Origin of the sequence: Streptomyces sp. NPDC005925, assembly GCF_040638805.1 — a bacterium.
Taxonomy (GTDB): Bacteria; Actinomycetota; Actinomycetes; order Streptomycetales; family Streptomycetaceae; genus Streptomyces.
In genome coordinates, this window is record NZ_JBEXVL010000013.1 from 42,182 (window position 1) to 58,944 (window position 16,763).

The 16,763-nt window shown below is 74.0% G+C and carries 14 protein-coding genes; 3 read left to right on the top strand and 11 right to left on the bottom strand.

Going from position 1 to position 16,763, the window contains the following annotated elements:
* Positions 1 to 22: 22 nt before the first annotated feature.
* The 8 genes from ABZ354_RS17430 to rimP all read right to left on the bottom strand — a co-directional run bounded on the left by ABZ354_RS17430 (position 23) and on the right by rimP (position 11,110).
* Positions 23 to 3,667, bottom strand: a complete 3,645-nt coding sequence (locus ABZ354_RS17430; protein ID WP_358657556.1) for a serine protease — start codon at positions 3,665 to 3,667, stop codon at positions 23 to 25.
* A 451-nt stretch (positions 3,668 to 4,118) separates the two neighbouring features.
* Positions 4,119 to 5,024 carry a tRNA pseudouridine(55) synthase TruB gene (truB, locus tag ABZ354_RS17435; protein ID WP_358657558.1) on the bottom strand — a complete coding sequence of 302 codons (906 nt, stop codon included), beginning with the start codon at positions 5,022 to 5,024 and terminating at the stop codon, positions 4,119 to 4,121.
* Positions 5,021 to 5,476: a 30S ribosome-binding factor RbfA gene (gene rbfA, locus ABZ354_RS17440; RefSeq protein ID WP_358657560.1), complete on the bottom strand. Its 456-nt coding sequence runs from the start codon at positions 5,474 to 5,476 to the stop codon at positions 5,021 to 5,023. Before rbfA ends, truB begins: the two co-directional genes overlap by 4 nt.
* Before the next feature lie 39 nt (positions 5,477 to 5,515).
* Positions 5,516 to 5,809, bottom strand: a complete 294-nt coding sequence (locus ABZ354_RS17445) for a DUF503 domain-containing protein (RefSeq protein ID WP_358657562.1) — start codon at positions 5,807 to 5,809, stop codon at positions 5,516 to 5,518.
* Between the two features lie 155 nt (positions 5,810 to 5,964).
* Entirely contained in the window at positions 5,965 to 9,018 is a 3,054-nt protein-coding gene (gene infB / locus ABZ354_RS17450) for a translation initiation factor IF-2 (RefSeq protein WP_358657564.1), read from the bottom strand.
* A gap of 173 nt (positions 9,019 to 9,191) precedes the next feature.
* On the bottom strand, positions 9,192 to 9,485 hold the full coding sequence (locus ABZ354_RS17455) for a YlxR family RNase P modulator (protein WP_358657566.1): 294 nt from the start codon (positions 9,483 to 9,485) through the stop codon (positions 9,192 to 9,194).
* 102 nt (positions 9,486 to 9,587) lie between these two features.
* Positions 9,588 to 10,598, bottom strand: a complete 1,011-nt coding sequence (gene nusA, locus ABZ354_RS17460; protein WP_358657567.1) for a transcription termination factor NusA — start codon at positions 10,596 to 10,598, stop codon at positions 9,588 to 9,590.
* Positions 10,599 to 10,600: 2 nt separating this feature from the next.
* Positions 10,601 to 11,110 carry a ribosome maturation factor RimP gene (gene rimP / locus ABZ354_RS17465; RefSeq protein ID WP_358657569.1) on the bottom strand — a complete coding sequence of 170 codons (510 nt, stop codon included), beginning with the start codon at positions 11,108 to 11,110 and terminating at the stop codon, positions 10,601 to 10,603.
* Positions 11,111 to 11,309: 199 nt separating this feature from the next.
* Between rimP and ABZ354_RS17470 the strand changes: the two genes are divergently transcribed.
* The 3 genes from ABZ354_RS17470 to ABZ354_RS17480 are packed head-to-tail and all read left to right on the top strand — an operon-like array spanning position 11,310 to position 13,321.
* Positions 11,310 to 11,918 carry a hypothetical protein gene (locus tag ABZ354_RS17470; RefSeq protein WP_358657571.1) on the top strand — a complete coding sequence of 203 codons (609 nt, stop codon included), beginning with the start codon at positions 11,310 to 11,312 and terminating at the stop codon, positions 11,916 to 11,918.
* Positions 11,915 to 12,400, top strand: a complete 486-nt coding sequence (locus ABZ354_RS17475; RefSeq protein WP_358657573.1) for a ferritin-like domain-containing protein — start codon at positions 11,915 to 11,917, stop codon at positions 12,398 to 12,400. The genes ABZ354_RS17470 and ABZ354_RS17475 overlap by 4 nt, the downstream gene beginning before the upstream one ends.
* A 21-nt stretch (positions 12,401 to 12,421) precedes the next feature.
* Complete coding sequence (locus ABZ354_RS17480) at positions 12,422 to 13,321, top strand: aminoglycoside phosphotransferase family protein (RefSeq protein WP_358657575.1); 900 nt, start codon at positions 12,422 to 12,424, stop codon at positions 13,319 to 13,321.
* A gap of 162 nt (positions 13,322 to 13,483) precedes the next feature.
* Here ABZ354_RS17480 and ABZ354_RS17485 read toward each other — a convergent pair whose 3' ends face one another.
* The 3 genes from ABZ354_RS17485 to ABZ354_RS17495 all read right to left on the bottom strand — a co-directional run bounded on the left by ABZ354_RS17485 (position 13,484) and on the right by ABZ354_RS17495 (position 16,718).
* Entirely contained in the window at positions 13,484 to 15,184 is a 1,701-nt protein-coding gene (locus ABZ354_RS17485) for a proline--tRNA ligase (protein WP_358657577.1), read from the bottom strand.
* Between the two features lie 117 nt (positions 15,185 to 15,301).
* Positions 15,302 to 15,832: a GNAT family N-acetyltransferase gene (locus tag ABZ354_RS17490; RefSeq protein WP_358657579.1), complete on the bottom strand. Its 531-nt coding sequence runs from the start codon at positions 15,830 to 15,832 to the stop codon at positions 15,302 to 15,304.
* Positions 15,833 to 15,869: 37 nt separating this feature from the next.
* Positions 15,870 to 16,718, bottom strand: a complete 849-nt coding sequence (locus tag ABZ354_RS17495) for a GNAT family N-acetyltransferase (protein ID WP_358657581.1) — start codon at positions 16,716 to 16,718, stop codon at positions 15,870 to 15,872.
* Positions 16,719 to 16,763 lie beyond the last annotated feature (45 nt).

Consider the following 16,763-nt stretch of genomic DNA (forward strand, 5'->3'; position numbering starts at 1 on the left):
CGGAGGGTACGCGCGCGGGGGCTCAGGCGGGGACGCGTCCGCCCGCCAGGCTCTCGATCGTGCGGCGGGCAGCGGGGCTCACGAGGGCCGCCCAGTCACCGGGGGTGCCGGTCAGCCAGCCGGTCACGCGGGCGGCGAAGCCGGGCACGTGCCTGCTCAGGTCGGTCAGGGCGAGGCCGAAGCGGGCGGCGCCCTCGGGGGTGCGTACGAGGCGCAGGCCGGTGCGATGCACGAGGTCGCGCAGGTCGGCGCCGTCGTGCCGGGCGGCGCCGCGCAGCAGGGCGTCGAGGACGGCCGGCTCGTCCTCTCGGGCCAGCAGCGCCTCGCACAGCTCGCGACGCACGGGCCGGGAGGCGGGCGCGCCGGGGGCGCCGATGATCCCGGCGAGCGCGGCCCGCACCGGCTCGGGGCCGGTGTCCAGCAGCGAGCCGACCAGCGGCAGCAGCACGGCACGCGCGGCGGCCCCCTGGTCGAGGCGGCGGTCGACGTACGCGGCGAGGGCCCCGGCGGTCTCGGGGCGCAGCTCGGCGGCCTCCTGTACGAGGGCGGCGACCCGGCGTGCCAGGCCGGGCGTGGCGGCGTCGGCGAGGGTGCGCAGCGCGGGCCGGGCACCGGGCAGCCGCAGCCGCTCCCGGAAGGCGTCGAGAACGGGGTCGGGGTGGGTGACGAGCGCGTCGGCGAGGGCGCCCGGCGGGAACAGCGGGTCGCCGGCCGTGAAGTGCCGCAGCGCCTGCGGCAGGTGCCGGGCCCGGGTGTGCGGGTCCCGGACCAGGAGAGCGAGCGCGCCGCCCCGCAGGGCGTGGTCGGCAGGTCGGGCGAGCAGGGCGAGGGCGGCGTAGCGCAGCAGCATGCGGTCGGATTCGGTCGTCACGTGCGGCGCGGCCCGCAGCGCGTACCTCAGGGCCGCGGCCCGGCGCCCGGGGCGTTCGTCGTGCGCCCAGCGGTCGACGGCCCGGCACACGGCGGACGGTTCGTCCTGGGCGAGTACGGCGAGCAGCTCGGCGGCGCGCGGTTCCGCGCTGCCGGCGAGCGCCTCGGTCAGGCCGTCCGGGGCGCGGTGCCGGTGGGTGTGCAGCAGCGCCTGCGCCGCCGCGCCGACGGTGGCCCGCGGCGTGGCGGGCAGCCGACGCTCGTCGCCGAGCCAGCGTACGAGGTGCGGCTGTACGGCGTCGGGCCGTGCGCCGAGCAGCCGTGCGGTGGCGTCGAGGAAACGCGGCCCGCCCGGCTCCTCCGGCGGCCCGTCGGCGCGCACGAGCTCGCGCAGCAGCTCGCAGCGAAGGCCGTCGGGCATGGCCAGTGCGTCCCAGAAGCCGGGTCCGAACTCCGCGAGCACGGCTTGCCCCTGATCCCGTACGCGTCCCCGCTGCCGTCCTCGTTCCCGCTCCCGCTCCCGGCCGGCCAAGAGCCACCGGGCGAGCAGGCGCAGCGGTCTCACGTACGGCGTCGCGTCGGACAGGCGGGGCAGCGTCCCGGCGAGCAGCCGGGCGGCCCACCAGTTCTCCGGGTCGGCGTCCAGCGCGCCCACCAGTTCCTCCAGCCGCGCCGCCAGCCGCTGCGGTCCGTACGGGCGGGGCAGCAGGAGGAGGGCCTGCACGACGGGCCCGATGCGGTGGTGCGGCACGGGCAGCGGGCGGGCGGTGTCCCCGGTGCCGCGGCGGTGGACCAGGGTGCGCAGGGCCTCGTCCAGGTCGAGATGGGTTCCCTGGATCCAGTCGGCGAACTGCTCGTGCGCGAAGCGGTACCCGGTGCCCGCGGGCACGAGGAGGCCCTCGGCGAGCACGGCGGACGCCCAGCCGGTGCCCCCGCCGAGCCGGTCCGGCGCGGGCCCCCAGGGGAACACGTCCTCGAACGCCGCCCGCTCCAGCTCGCCCTGCCCGGGCCCGAGGCTGCGCCGGGCGGCCTCGTGCACCTGCCCGGCGACCTTCGCTGCCAGCCTGCGGACGGCGCCGCCCCGCAGCCCGTTCCCGGCGGCGAGCCGGACAGCGACACGCAGACACATCAGATCGAGGTGAGCACCGAACACGTCGTGCCGATCCAGACACCCCCCACCCCCACCGGGCAGCCCGACGTCGTCCGGCACCACGTTCCCGCCAAGCACCCGGGCCCCACCCGACAGCACCCCCGCACCCGGCACAGCCCCACCAGGCACCACGCCCCCTCCGCACCCCACAGCCCCACCCGACATCGCGCCCCCGTTCGGCGCCACGCCCCCGCCGGACATCACGGCCGCACCCCGGGGCACGACCCCACCCGGCAGCACGCCCCCGTCCGGCAGCGCCGCCCGCACCTCGGACAGCAGGCGCAGCGTGAGCGGATGGCGGGCGTCCCGGTCGCCGAGCACCCCGTCGGGAATTCCGTACCGCGCCCGCGCCCGCCGTGCCTCCCCCGCGTCGAGGTCACCCAGCGGCACACAGGCGGGAAGAGGGGCGCCCGCCGTCCTCTCCCCGTGCAGCAGGTCCGCCGGGACCGCCGCCCCGGCCGCCTCCCAGTACTCCGCCCGGCACGCCACCACCAGCCGGGCACCGGTCCGGCGGAGCCAGTCGGCCGTGCCCGTCGTCCAGGCGGAGAGCCGGTGGGCCGCCCCCGGCGGCATCTCCTCGGGGCTGTCCAGCAGGAGCAGCAGCGGGCGCCCGGCGCCCTGGGCCAGCCGGGCGAGGCGCTCGGGGGTGACGTCGCCCAGACCGGTGCGCGCGGCTGCGTGGGACACGGCACGGGCCGCGGCGACGATACGCGCGGCACGCTCCAGGGCGCGGCGGGCGGCGTCGGCGACCGAGGTGTCGTCGGCGCGGAGGTCCGCGCCGCGCAGCCACAGCGTGGGTGCGGGCGCGGCTCCCCGGCTCCGGCGGGCGGCGAGTGCCGCGAGTTCGGTCGTACGTCCGCTGCCGGGCGCCCCGACGAGAGCGAGGACGGCGGCGTGTCCGGTCTCGAACCCGGTGAACGCGGCGGCGGGCGCGGCCCGTTCGACCGGCTCGACGGCGCCGGGCCGGGAGGGCGCGGCCCACGGCCCGTCCTGGCCGACCGAGGTGGCCGTGAGCTCCAGTACCCCGGCGAGGTTCAGGTCGGCGCCGTACGCGGGCACGGTCGCGGCGTTCTCGGCGAGCAGCGCGGTGAGCGGGCGCACGGCGGCGGGGGCGCCCTCCCGAGGCCGCAGCGGCGCCGCGAAGCCGACGTCCCGGTGGGCGGAGCTGAGCGCGGTGCCGAGCACCCCGAGCACGGCGCCGGTCGTCGCGTCGAACACCGGTCCCCCGCACGCGCCGCGACCGGTGCGCAGCGCGTCGCACCCGGCCGTGCCGAGCGCCAGCTCCAGGGCGTCGTCCAGGATGTGGCGGCTTTCGGCCCCGGCGTACACGGCCGGGGCCGTGCCGAGCACCCGCGCCTCGCGCCGGCCGCCGGCGACGATCCACACGTAGGTGCCGGGCTCGATCCGCTCCCGCACGGTCATGGGCAGCGGCCCGACGCGGAGGCCCTCGGTGCGGACGAGGGCGAGGTCGAGGCCGGGCAGCGCCGTCACCGCCTCCGGGCTCACGGCGCAGCTGCGGCCCCCGGCGGCGGTCACCACCAGGCGGTCGGCTCCGTCGACGGCCTCGTGGCTGGTGACGACGGTGCCGTGGTGGTCGGCGACGAACCCGGTGCCCCGCAGCCGCCCCTCCCCGTCGGCCAGCCGCACGAGCCCGGAGTCGCACGCCCGACGGCCCGGGTCACCCCACGTTCCGCGAGCCGCGCCGCCGGACGCGCCGCACCTCGGATCGCGTGCCGCGTCGCCGTCGCGCGGACCTCGTTGCGCCGTCATCGCCGTACCTCCCCGCCGAGCCCAGGCCCGACGGTAGGTGCGTGGTGATCACCGGCACGGACGGGTTCACGAACGCGCCCCCTTCCGCTCCCCCGTTGTGCTCCTGGCGCCCGGCCGGACGGGTGAATGGCGGAGGGCGGGCCGACGCACCCTAGGAGTGGGGGAACCGAGGGGGGCGGTGGAGCGGCGGCAGCGGTGGTCCTCACGGGCCGCCGCTCCACGGGAGGGGCACGCACCCCTCCCGTGTCCCATGGGCCGGGGTCCGGGGACCGGGGACCGGGGACCGAATCCCGTGTCCCGGGGACCGAATCCCGTGTCCCGTACCGCGTCAGCCGAAGACGGCCAGGCTCTTGGCCTTCCCGCGCTGCGCCTCGACCAGCGCCAGGAAGGCGCCCTCCGGGTCGAAGACGGCGACGGGGCCAGCCTCCGCGTATTCCTCGGGCATGTCGAGCCGCACCCCGTTGAGCAGCAGCTTCGCCCGCCGCGCGTCGACGTCCCAGCGGGTGAACGCCGCGGTGGCGGCCTCGGCGACCGGCATCACGGTGAGCTCCTGCTGGAGCTGGTCCAGCGTGCGCGCGGTGTCCAGCTTGTACGGCCCGACGCGGGTGCGGCGCAGCGCGGTGAGGTGGCCGCCGACGCCGAGGCCGGCGCCCAGGTCGCGGGCGAGAGCCCGGATGTACGTGCCGGACGAGCAGACGACGGACACGACCAGGTCGAGCACCGGGGTGCCGTCTCCGGCGACGGCCTCGCGGACGTCGTACACGGCGAAGGACGACACGGTGACCGGCCGGGCCGGGATGTCGAATTCCTCGCCGTCCCGCGCCCGCTTGTAGGACCGCACGCCGTTGATCTTGATGGCGCTGACCTTGGACGGCACCTGCATGATGGCGCCGGTCAGCTTGGCGACCCCGGCGTCGACGGCGTCCCGGGTGACCCCGGAGGCGTCGGCGGACGCGGTGATGTCGCCTTCGGCGTCGTCCGTGACGGTCGTCTGGCCGAGGCGGATGGTGCCCAGGTACTCCTTCTCGGTCAGCGCGAGGTGGCCGAGGAGCTTCGTCGCCCGCTCGACGCCGAGGACGAGGACACCCGTCGCCATCGGGTCGAGCGTGCCCGCGTGCCCGACGCGCCGGGTCTTGGCGATGCCCCGCATCTTGGCGACGACGTCGTGCGAAGTGAAGCCCGACGGCTTGTCGACGATGACAAGGCCGTCGGGCGTGGTGTGCTTGGCGGTCATTCGGCGGCGTCGTCCGTCTCGTCGTCCTCTTCGCCCGGCTTGCGGTACGGGTCCGCGTCACCGGCGTACGTGGCGCCCGTGGCCGCCTCGCGCACCTTCTCGTCGGACTGGCGCGCCTTGGCGAGGAGGTCCTCCAGGGCCCGGGCGTTGTCGGGGAGGGCGTCCATCACGAAGGCCAGGGTCGGCGTGAACTTCACACCGGCGGCCCGGCCGACCTCGGAGCGCAGGATGCCCTTGGCGCTCTCCAGGCCCGCCGCCGCGGCCTTCCGCTGCTCGTCGTCCCCGTACACCGTGTAGAAGACGGTCGCCTCCCGCAGGTCACCCGTGACCCGGGTGTCCGTGATGGTGACGTGCGAACCGAGCCGCGGGTCCTTGATCCCGCGCTGCAGCTTCTGGGCCACCACCTCTCGGATCAGGTCCGCCAGCCTCTTAGCCCGCGCGTTGTCGGCCACTGGTCCGTCTCCCGTTCTCTTTCTTCCGCATTCTTGCTGTCAGTCGTCTTCGCCGTGGAAGCGCCGTCGTACGGACAGCAGTTCCACCTCGGGGCGGCCGGCGACCAGCCGTTCGCACCGGTCCAGTACGTCGGTGAGATGCCCCGCGTCGGCGGACACCATCGCCAGGCCGATCCCGGCCCTTCGGTGGAGGTCCAGATGACCGACCTCGGCCACGCTCACGGAGTACTTCCGCTGAAGCTCGGCGACGATCGGGCGGACGACGGAGCGCTTCTCCTTCAGCGACCGTACGTCGCCGAGGAGGAGGTCGAAGGACAGCGTCCCCACATACATGTATGCATCCGGTTCACCCGCCGGTACGGGATCGATGGCCCCGCCGTCCGTGCGGCAGGGACATCAGAACCGTACAACGAACGGCCGGGGCCGATCGACGGAAATTACTCTCCGTCGACCGGCCCCGGACCGGACCGTCTCCGAAAACCGGGCGCTTACGCGCGCGGCTTCTCGCGCATCTCGTACGTCGCGATGACGTCGTCGATCTTGATGTCGTTGAAGTTTCCGAGGTTGATACCGCCCTCGAAGCCTTCGCGGATCTCGGTGACGTCGTCCTTGAAGCGACGCAGACCCTCGATGTTGAGGTTCTCCGCGATGACCTTGCCGTCGCGGATGAGGCGCGCCTTGGTGTTGCGCTTGACCTCGCCGGAGCGGATGAGGACACCCGCGATGTTGCCCAGCTTGGACGAGCGGAAGACCTCGCGGATCTCCGCCGTACCGAGCTCGACCTCTTCGTACTCCGGCTTGAGCATGCCCTTGAGGGCCGCCTCGATCTCCTCGATCGCCTGGTAGATGACCGAGTAGTACCGGACGTCCACGCCCTCGCGCTCGGCCATCTGCGCGGCACGCCCCGCGGCGCGCACGTTGAAGCCGATCACGATGGCGTCCGAGCCCATCGCCAGGTCGATGTCGGACTCCGTGACCGCACCGACGCCGCGGTGCAGGACGCGGATGTCGACCTCTTCGCCGACGTCCAGCTGGAGCAGGGAGGACTCGAGGGCCTCGACGGAACCGGAAGCGTCACCCTTGATGATCAGGTTCAGCTGCTGGACCTCGCCGGCCTTCAGGACCTTGTCCAGGTCCTCCAGCGACACACGGCGCGTGCGCTTGGCGAAGGCCGCGTTGCGCTCGCGCGCCGCACGCTTCTCCGCGATCTGACGGGCCGTACGGTCCTCGTCCACGACGAGGAAGTTGTCGCCCGCACCCGGGACGTTGGTCAGGCCCAGGACCTGGACCGGCGTCGACGGGCCCGCCTCGGCGACGTTGTTGCCGTTGTCGTCGAGCATGGCGCGCACCCGGCCGTAGGCGTCGCCCACGACCATCGTGTCGCCGACCCGCAGCGTGCCGCGCTGGACGAGGACCGTCGACACGGCACCGCGGCCGCGGTCGAGACGGGACTCGATCGAGATGCCCTGCGCGTCCTGGTTCGGGTTGGCCCGCAGGTCGAGCGAGGCGTCGGCCGTGAGGACCACGGCCTCCAGCAGGGAGTCGATGTGCAGACCCTGCTTGGCGGAGATGTCGACGAACATGGTGTCGCCGCCGTACTCCTCGGCCACCAGACCGTACTCGGTCAGCTGACCGCGCACCTTGGTCGGGTCGGCACCCTCGACGTCGATCTTGTTGACCGCGACGACGATCGGGACGTCGGCCGCCTTGGCGTGGTTGAGCGCCTCGACCGTCTGCGGCATGACGCCGTCGTTGGCCGCGACGACCAGGATCGCGATGTCGGTCGACTTCGCACCACGGGCACGCATGGCGGTGAACGCCTCGTGACCCGGGGTGTCGATGAAGGTGATCTTGCGCTCTTCGGCGTTGACCTCGGTCGCGACCTGGTAGGCACCGATGTGCTGGGTGATGCCGCCGGCCTCGCCCGCGATGACGTTCGTCTTGCGGATCGCGTCCAGCAGGCGGGTCTTGCCGTGGTCGACGTGACCCATGACGGTGACCACCGGCGGACGGACGACCAGGTCCTCGTCGGAGCCCTCGTCCTCACCGAACTCGATGTCGAACGACTCGAGGAGCTCGCGGTCCTCCTCCTCCGGGCTGACGACCTGAACCGTGTAGTTCATCTCGTCGGCCAGGAGCTGCAGCGTCTCGTCGGAGACGGACTGCGTGGCCGTGACCATCTCGCCGAGGTTCATCATGACCGCGACGAGCGACGCCGGGTTGGCGTTGATCTTCTCCGCGAAGTCGGTGAGCGACGCACCGCGCGACAGGCGAATGGTCTCGCCGTTGCCGCGAGGCAGCATCACGCCGCCGACCGACGGGGCCTGCATGGCCTCGTACTCCTGGCGCCTCTGCCGCTTCGACTTGCGACCGCGACGCGCGGGACCGCCGGGACGGCCGAAGGCGCCCTGCGTGCCACCACGGCCACCGGGACCGCCGGGACGGCCGCCGAAGCCGGGACGGCCACCGCCGCCGCCGAAGCCGCCGCCGCCACCGGGACGACCGGCGAAACCGCCGCCGCCACCGGGACGACCGCCACCGCCGCCACCGGGACCGGCGGGACGACCGGCGAAGCCGCCGCCGCCCGGACGACCGCCGCCGCCGGGACGACCCGCACCGCCACCCGGACCGCGACCGCCGCCACCGGGGCCGGGACGCGGGCCGGCAGCGGGACGCTGCGGCATCATGCCGGGGTTGGGACGGGGCCCACCGGGACCGGGACGAGCGCCGCCGCCCTGCGGACGCGGCATCGAACCCGGAGACGGACGCTGACCGCCCGGACCCTGGGGACGAGGACCGCCGCCCTGACCGCCCGGAGCCTGCGGACGGGGACCGCCGCCGGGACCGCCGGCGCCACCGGGACGCGGGCCGCCCTGCGGACGGGGCGCCTGCGGGCGCGCCATGCCGGTGGAACCACCGGACGTGAAGGGGTTGTTGCCCGGACGGGGACCCGCCGGACGGGCACCCGGACGCGGCGCGGAAGCGCCGGGACGGCCACCCTGGCCACCGGGACGGCCACCCTGACCGCCCTGCTGACCCTGACCGGGAGCCGGACGGCCACCGGGCTTGGGGGCACCGGGGCGCGTGTTCTGCTTCGGGGCGGCCGGGGCCGACGGCGGAGCGGTGAACTCGGGCGCGGCCGGAGCAGCCGGGGCCGGGCGCGGCGCGGGCTTGGGGCCCGGCGTCGGACGCGGACCGGGAGCCGGCGCGGGAGAGGACGGGGCAGCGGGCTGCTGCGCCGCGGGCGCCTTGGGGGCGGCCGGCGGCCTCGGGGCGGCCGGAGCCGCGGGGGCAGCCGGACGGGCCGCCTGCGCCGGGGACGGCGCGGCGGGCCTGGGGGCAGCCTTCCTCGGGGCGGGCTTGGCGGCGGACTTGCCGTTGCCACCGCCCTGGAAGGCGTCAGTCAATTTGCGTACAACCGGTGCTTCGATGGTCGAAGACGCCGAACGGACGAATTCACCGAGTTCCTGGAGCTTGGCCATGACGACCTTGCTCTCGACACCGAACTCCTTGGCGAGTTCGTAGACCCGGACCTTAGCCACTTCGCTCCTTTGAGGTCCGGGTTGCGTCCGGACCGTCGCTAGTTCATGGGCGTACTCATCGCGTACTCATCGAGTGCTCATCGCAATCTCGACCTGCTTTCGACTCGCGAGGTACCAGACCGCACGGGGTTCCGTGCGGCACGTCTTGCGTGCGTGTTGCCTGTTCAGCAAGCTCACACCTGCTGACGGCAACCTTGTGTCTGCTCGACGTACTGGCGCAACGCCATTACGTCGAGCGGCCCCGGGACGCGCAGCGCCCGCGGAAACGCCCGGCGGCGCACCGCCTGGTCGATACAGAGCGGGGCGGGGTGTACGTACGCACCCCGGCCGGGCAGCGTACCGCGAGGATCGGGGGCGCATGCGCCCCCGTCCGCCACGGTCCGCAGCAGTTCGGTTTTGGCCGCTCGCTCCCGGCACCCCACACAGGTGCGCTCAGGGCATGCACGGGCACGCGTCCGGCCAGACACCGCTAAGTCTACCTCCCCGCACTGACCTCACCCGTTTGGGGCAAAAATCGAACGGTTGTTGTCGTAATTCAAGCCGCACGCGACTTGAATCCATTCCCCCGGTTATTCCGCGGGCTGCACTCCGGCCTGCTGTGCGGGCTGCTCGGTGTCCGGCCGGATGTCGATGCGCCAGCCGGTCAGACGGGCAGCGAGGCGGGCGTTCTGCCCCTCCTTGCCGATCGCCAGGGACAGCTGGTAGTCCGGCACGGTCACCCGGGCCGACCGGGCCGCCATGTCGACGACCTCGACCTTGGACACCCGGGCGGGCGACAGCGCGTTCGCCACCATCTCGGCCGGGTCGTCCGACCAGTCGACGATGTCGATCTTCTCGCCGTTCAGCTCACCCATCACGTTGCGCACCCGGCCGCCCATGGGGCCGATGCAGGCGCCCTTGGCGTTGAGGCCCGAGCGGGTGGAGCGGACGGCGATCTTGGTGCGGTGGCCGGCCTCGCGGGCGATGGCGGAGATCTCGACGGAACCGTCGGCGATCTCCGGCACCTCCAGCGCGAACAGCTTCTTCACCAGGTTCGGGTGGGTGCGCGACAGGGTCACGGACGGGCCCCGGACGCCCTTGGCGACCCGGACGACGTACGAACGCAGCCGCAGGCCGTGCTGGTAGGTCTCGCCCGGCACCTGCTCCTGCACCGGCAGGATGGCCTCCAGCTTGCCGATGTCCACCAGCACGTTCCTCGGGTCGCGGCCCTGCTGGACCACGCCGGTGACGATGTCGCCCTCACGGCCGGCGTACTCGCCGAGTGTCGCGTCGTCCTCGGCGTCGCGCAGGCGCTGCAGGATGACCTGCTTGGCCGTGGTGGCGGCGATGCGGCCGAAGCCGGACGGGGTGTCGTCGAACTCGCGGGGGGCCTGGCCCTCCTCGAGATCCTCGGGGTCCTCCTTCGCCCACACGGTCACATGCCCGGTCTCCCGGTTGAGCTCCACGCGCGCGTGTCGGCGGCTTCCCTCGGTGCGGTGGTAGGCGATGAGGAGGGCGGACTCGATCGCTTCGACCAGCAGGTCGAAGGAGATCTCTTTCTCCCGTACCAAGCCCCGCAGGGCACTCATGTCGATGTCCACGGCTACGCCTCCTCCTCTTCCGTCATGTCCTTCTTGTCCTTGCGGTTGAACTCGACCTGGACCCGGGCCCTGTCGACGTCGGCGAAGGCGAGCCGGCGCGTGGTGGCCCTGCGGCCCTTCACACCGGGCACTTCGACGTCCAGGCCGTCGTCGTCCACGTCGAGGATGCGGGCGACGAGTTCGCCGCCGTCGTGGAACTGGAACTTCACCAGGCGGTCCGCGGCGCGGACGTAGTGGCGGTGCTCGGTGAGGGCGCGCTCCGCGCCCGGGGTGCCGACCTCGAGGGTGTACTCCCCCTCGCCCATCGCGTCCGTCTCGTCGAGCTTCGCCGAGAGCGCGCGGCTCACATCGGCGATCCGGTCGAGGTCCGCTCCGGTGTCGGAGTCGACGACGACACGCAGCACACGCTTGCGGCCCACCGAGTCCACGGCGACCTCTTCGAGGTCGAGGCCTTGCGAGCTGACAAGCGGTTCCAGAAGTTCTCGCAGCCTCTCGCTCTGGGTGGTGCTCATCCGGGTGACTCCTCGGCCGCGTGTGCTGTTGTGGGATGGTCGCGTGTCTGACAAAGGGTATCCGGTCCCGGGGGGTGTTGCCGTCCACCCCGCCGCCCCACCGGTGCCGTTGAGCGAGGACGCGGGGGTGCGCGGGTACCGTGATCACGGGCGTGCCGTCCCGCCCCCGAATTCCGTACGAGCCCCGAGGATGTCCCCCGTGCCGCTGCCCCCACCGTCGCGCATGCCCCCCGGGCCGCGCAGAAGGAGCCTGCTCGCCTCGGCCGCGGGTGCCGTGCTGCTGGCCGGCTGTTCCGACGGCTCCGACTCCCCCGGTGCCGGCGGGCACAGGACGTCCGCGGCCGGGCGGGCACGGGCGCGTGCGGCGCGGGACAGCCGGGGCCTGGTCGAGCACTACGACGCCGTCCTCGCGGCGCACCCGGGACTGGCCGAGCGGCTGACGCCGTTGCGGGGCGAAGTCGCCCGGCACGCGGCGGCGTTCGAGGCGGGTGAAGGTCGAGGCGTCCGCGACCCGGTGGGGGAATCGTCCGTGAATACGAGCGAATCGGCCGGCGAGGCCGGCAGCAGGGCCGCCGGTGGCTCGTCGGGCTCGCCGTCCCCGGCGCCGTCGGGGCCGGATGCGCCGGGTGTGGTCGTGCCTGGGAACGAGAAGGACGCGCTGGCCCAGCTCGCCGCCGCCGAGCGGGTACTGGTCGAGCGGCGCTCGCGGGCCCTGCTGGACGCGCCGGGCGAACTCGCGCGGCTGCTGGCCTCGGTCGCGGCCTCCGGGGCGGCGCACGTGTACCTGCTGACGGAGGGTGACCGGTGAGCGCGACGCGAGACGGGGGCGGCGGAAAGGCCGCGGCCCTCCGGGCCCTGCAGGCGGCGCTCGCCGCCGAACACGCCGCCGTGTACGGCTACGGCGTCGTCGGCGGCCGGATCGCCGAGGGGCGGCGCAAGGAGGCGAAGGCGGCGTACGACGCGCATCGGGCGCGACGGGACGCGCTGGCCCGGCAGGTGCGGGACCTGGGAGGCGAGCCGGTCGCGGCGGCCGCCGGGTACGCGCTGCCGTTCGCGGTGCCGGACGCGGACGCGGCGGCGCGGCTGGCGGCCGAACTGGAGGACCGGCTGGCCGGGGTGTACTCCGACCTGGTGCGGTCGGCCGGCGGCGAGCGGCGGGCCGCGGCGGCCGAGGCGCTGCGGGAGGCCGCCGTGCGCGCGGTGCGCTGGCGCGGCGGGAGCGTAGCCTTCCCTGGGCTCGCCGAACGGTCGGCCACCGCGTCGGCGGCGCCATCCACGCCGTCGGCGTAACGACGAAGGGACGGCTCGCGCATGGCTTTCGAAGCGCCGCCGCGTCTGGTCAGGGCGCTGGGTGAGACGGCACCGGACGGTGACGACTGGCTGCGGGAGCTGCCCGGACTGGCGCAGCGGGCTGTCGCGCTGCGCCAGTTGACCGTGGAGCGGGTGCAGGTGCCCGGCGGCCGTAGCAGTCTGGTGGTGCTGGTGAGGCGGGCGGACGGGTCTCCCGCCGTACTGAAGCTGGCGCCGCGGCGGGCCCGGCCGGGCGGCGAGCGGGCCGCGCTGGCGCACTGGGGCGGGCGGGGCGCCGTTCAGCTGCTGGAGGAGTCCTCGGACGACGGGGCGCTGGTGCTGGAACGGCTGCATCCGGACGTGTCGGTGCGCTCGTTGCCGGAGGCGAAGGCGCTCCTGGAGGCGGCGGGGGCGCTGCGGCGGCTGTGGGTGGAGCCGCCGGCGGGGCACGCGTTCGAGACCGTCGCGGAGCGGACCGGGCGGCAGGCCGGGGCGATGCGGGCGAGTGCCGAGCAAGACCCCGACGTGGCGCCCTTGGTGGAGGTGGCGTTGGCCGCGCGCACGGAGTTGGTGGTGGCGCCGCCGGAGGACCGGTTGCTGCACGGGACGTTCCGGCAGAGCAAGGTGCTGGCCGGGGACCGGGTGCCGTGGCTGGCGGTGGGGCCGGATCCCGTGGTGGGCGAGGCGGCGTTCGACCTGGCGCGGCTGGTGCGGGACCGGGTGGAGGACCTGATCGCGCAGCCGACGGGGGCGGCGACCACGCGGCGCCGGGTGAAGCGGCTGGCGGAGTCGCTGGAGGTGGACCGGGAGCGGCTGCGGGGCTGGACGCTGTTCCGGGCGGTCGAGTCGGGCGTACGGGCGCGGCGGGTCGGCCGGACCCGGGACGCGGAACTCCTGCTGGAGTTCGCGGGCTGGCTGTAGGGCGGGTGCCGCCGCGGGGCGGGTCACGCTGCCGGCGTTGACGGGTTGCCGCGCGCGCACCGTCCCCCTTGCCGGGCGGCACGACGGGCCGCGGGCGTCACCGGGCGGGAGCGGTGGATGAGGGCGGCGCGCCCCCATCCACCGGCTCGACGGCGCGGGGTGTTACGCCGTCAGGCGCGCGATCGCGTCGTCGATCGTCACTTCCTCGCGTTCGCCCGTGCGGCGGTCCTTCAGTTCGACGACGCCGTCCCCGGCCCGGCGGCCGACGACCAGGATCTGCGGAATGCCGATGAGCTCGGAGTCGGTGAACTTCACGCCCGGCGAGACGCCCGCCCGGTCGTCGACGAGGACGCGGACACCCGCCGCGGCGAGCTTCCCGGAGACGTCGAGGGCCACCTCCGTCTGCAGGGCCTTGCCGGCGGCGACCACGTGCACGTCGGCCGGGGCGACCTCCTTGGACCAGATGAGGCCCTTGTCGTCGGCGTGCTGCTCGGCCAGTGCCGCGACCGCGCGGGAGACGCCGATGCCGTAGGAGCCCATGGTGACGCGGACGGGCTTGCCGTTCTGGCCGAGGACGTCCAGCTTGAGGGCGTCGGCGTACTTGCGGCCCAGCTGGAAGATGTGACCGATCTCGATGGCGCGGTCCAGCTTCAGACCGGTCCCGCACGTCGGGCAGGGGTCGCCCTCCTGGACGACGACGACGTCGACGTACGCGTCGACCTCGAAGTCACGGCCGACGACGACGTTCTTCGTGTGCGTGTCGGCCTTGTTGGCGCCGGTGATCCACGCGGTGCCGGGGGCCACGCGGGGGTCGGCCAGGTACGTCACCTTGTCGAGCCCCTGCGGGCCGACGTAGCCGCGTACCAGGTCGGGGCGGGCGGCGAAGTCCGTCTCCGTGACCAGTTCGACGGTCGCCGGGGCGAAGTGCGCCTCGACCTTGCCCATGTCGACCTCGCGGTCGCCGGGCACGCCGAGGGCCACGATCTCGCCGTCGACCTTCACCAGGAGGTTCTTCAGGGTGGCGGAGGCCGGGACGCCGAGCGAGGCCGCCAGGGTCTCGATCGTGGGCGTGCCGGGGGTCGGGATGTCCTGCGCCGCGGGCACGCCGGCGGCGTCCACCGGCTTCAGCTCGTACGTGATCGCTTCGGTGTTGGCGGCGAAGTCGCAGTTCGGGCAGTCCGCGAAGGTGTCCTCGCCGGCCTCGGCGGGGGCGAGGAACTCCTCCGACTTGGAGCCGCCCATCGCGCCGGCGGTCGCGGCGCAGATGCGGTAGTCGAGGCCGAGGCGCTCGAAGACGCGCTGGTAGGCCTGGCGGTGCAGGGCGTAGGACTGGGCGAGGCCCTCGTCCTCGGTGTCGAAGGAGTAGGAGTCCTTCATGAGGAACTCGCGGCCGCGCAGGATGCCCGCGCGCGGCCGGGCCTCGTCGCGGTACTTGTTCTGGATCTGGTAGAGGATGACCGGCAGGTCCTTGTAGGAGGACGCCTGGTCCTTCACCAGGAGGGTGAAGATCTCCTCGTGGGTGGGGCCGAGCAGGTAGTCGCCGCCCCTGCGGTCCTTGAGGCGGAACAGCTCGGGGCCGTACTCGTCCCAGCGGCCGGTGGTCTCGTACGGCTCCTTCGGCAGGATGGCGGGGAGCAGCACCTCCTGGGCGCCGATCGCGTCCATCTCCTCGCGGACGATGCGCTCGACGTTGGCCAGGACCTTCTTGCCGAGCGGCAGCCAGGTCCAGATGCCTGCCGCGGTGCGGCGGACGTAGCCTGCGCGGACCAGCAGCTTGTGGCTGAGGACCTCGGCGTCGGCCGGGTCGTCGCGCAGCGTCTTCGCCAACAACTGGGACATGCGCTGGACCGGTGCGTTCGCCATCGTTCTCGTACTCCTGCCGGATGGGGGTCCCCCGCCGGGGCCGCTCGGGCGGGGCCGAGCCGGGGGGAGGGTGTTGGCATGGAGGTTAGCCGGGCGGTGCGGGCCTGCGGAAATCGGTTATCGGCGGCGCAGCGGCAGGGGGGCGCCCATCACGGCGTACGGCTTGGGGGCGCTGGGGAAGTGGACCTGCCGGGCGAGGTCCTCGTAGCCGAGGGAGCGGTACAGGCCGCGGGCGGGGCTGTCGGTGTCGATGGCGGAGAGGATCGAGCGGGGCTGGGCGGCCGTGTCGGTGATGCGGGTGATCAGGGTGCGGCCGACGCCGCGGTTCTGGTGGCGCGGGTGGACGTGCAGTTCGGTGATGACGAAGGAGTCGTCGAGCCAGGCCTCGTGGCCCTGGGCGCGCAGGTAGGGCTCGACGACGGTGGACCACCAGTGGGCCCGGTCGTTGGGCATGCCGTACACGAAGCCGACCAGGCTGCCGCCGCTGAGGGCGCCGAAGGCCCGGGCACCGGGATATGCCATGTGCCGCAGGACGATCTGGCGTCGTACGGCGACCTCGTCGGCGCCCAGTCCGAAGGCCACGGCCTGGACGGCGAGGGCTTCGTCCACGTGGGACGAGAGGTCCAAGGGGCCGATGACGAGGTCCATGCGGGGAGCCTACAGGGGGCCGGATGAGGACACGGGGTCAGAAGAGGACACTCATGAAGGCACCGGTCTCCCGGAAGCCGACGTTCTCGTAGGTCCGGCGGGCCGGGGTGTTGAAGTCGTTGACGTAGAGGCTGACCACGGGGGCGAAGTCGGCGAGGGCGTAGCGCAGGACGGCGGCCATGCCGGGGGTGGCGAGGCCCCGGCCGCGGTATTCGGGGGCGACCCAGACGCCCTGGATCTGGCAGGCCCGGTCGGTGGCGGCGCCGATCTCGGCCTTGAACACGACCCTGCCGCGGGCGTCGAAACGGGCGAAGGAGCGGCCGGAACCGACGAGTTCGGCGACGCGGGCCTGGTAGAGGAGGCCGCCGTCGCCGGCCAGGGGCGAGACGCCGACCTCTTCGGTGAACATGGCCACGCAGGCCGGCATGATCGTTTCCATCTCGTCCTTGCGGACGCGCCGGACGTGCGGGTCGGGGGCGATGTCGGCGGGCATGCGGTCGGTGACCATGAGGGGCTGGTGGGCGCGGACCTCGCGGGCGGGGCCCCAGGCGGGTTCGAGGAGGCGCCAGAGCTGGGCGGTGGGTCCGGCGGGGCCGACGACGGAGGAGCAGCGGCGGCCCGCCCGGCGGGCGCGGTCGGCGAAGGCGCGGACGGCGCGGGGGGTGGCGCAGATGGGGACGAGGTTGGCGCCCGCGTAGCACAGGGACGTGAGCATGCCGTCCTCGTACCAGCCCCACATCTCGCCGCCGAGCCGCCACGGGTCGAGGCCGGCGATCTGCACGCGGGACGTCACGAAGGCGTTGGCGACCGGCTCCCGCTCCAGAACGGCGAGCGCGGCGTCCAGGTCACTCGGTTCGAGCACCCGGGAGGTGGTCTGGGTCAACACGTGCGGGGCCTCGTCCTCAGGTCTGCTGGTTTCCGCACTGTACCT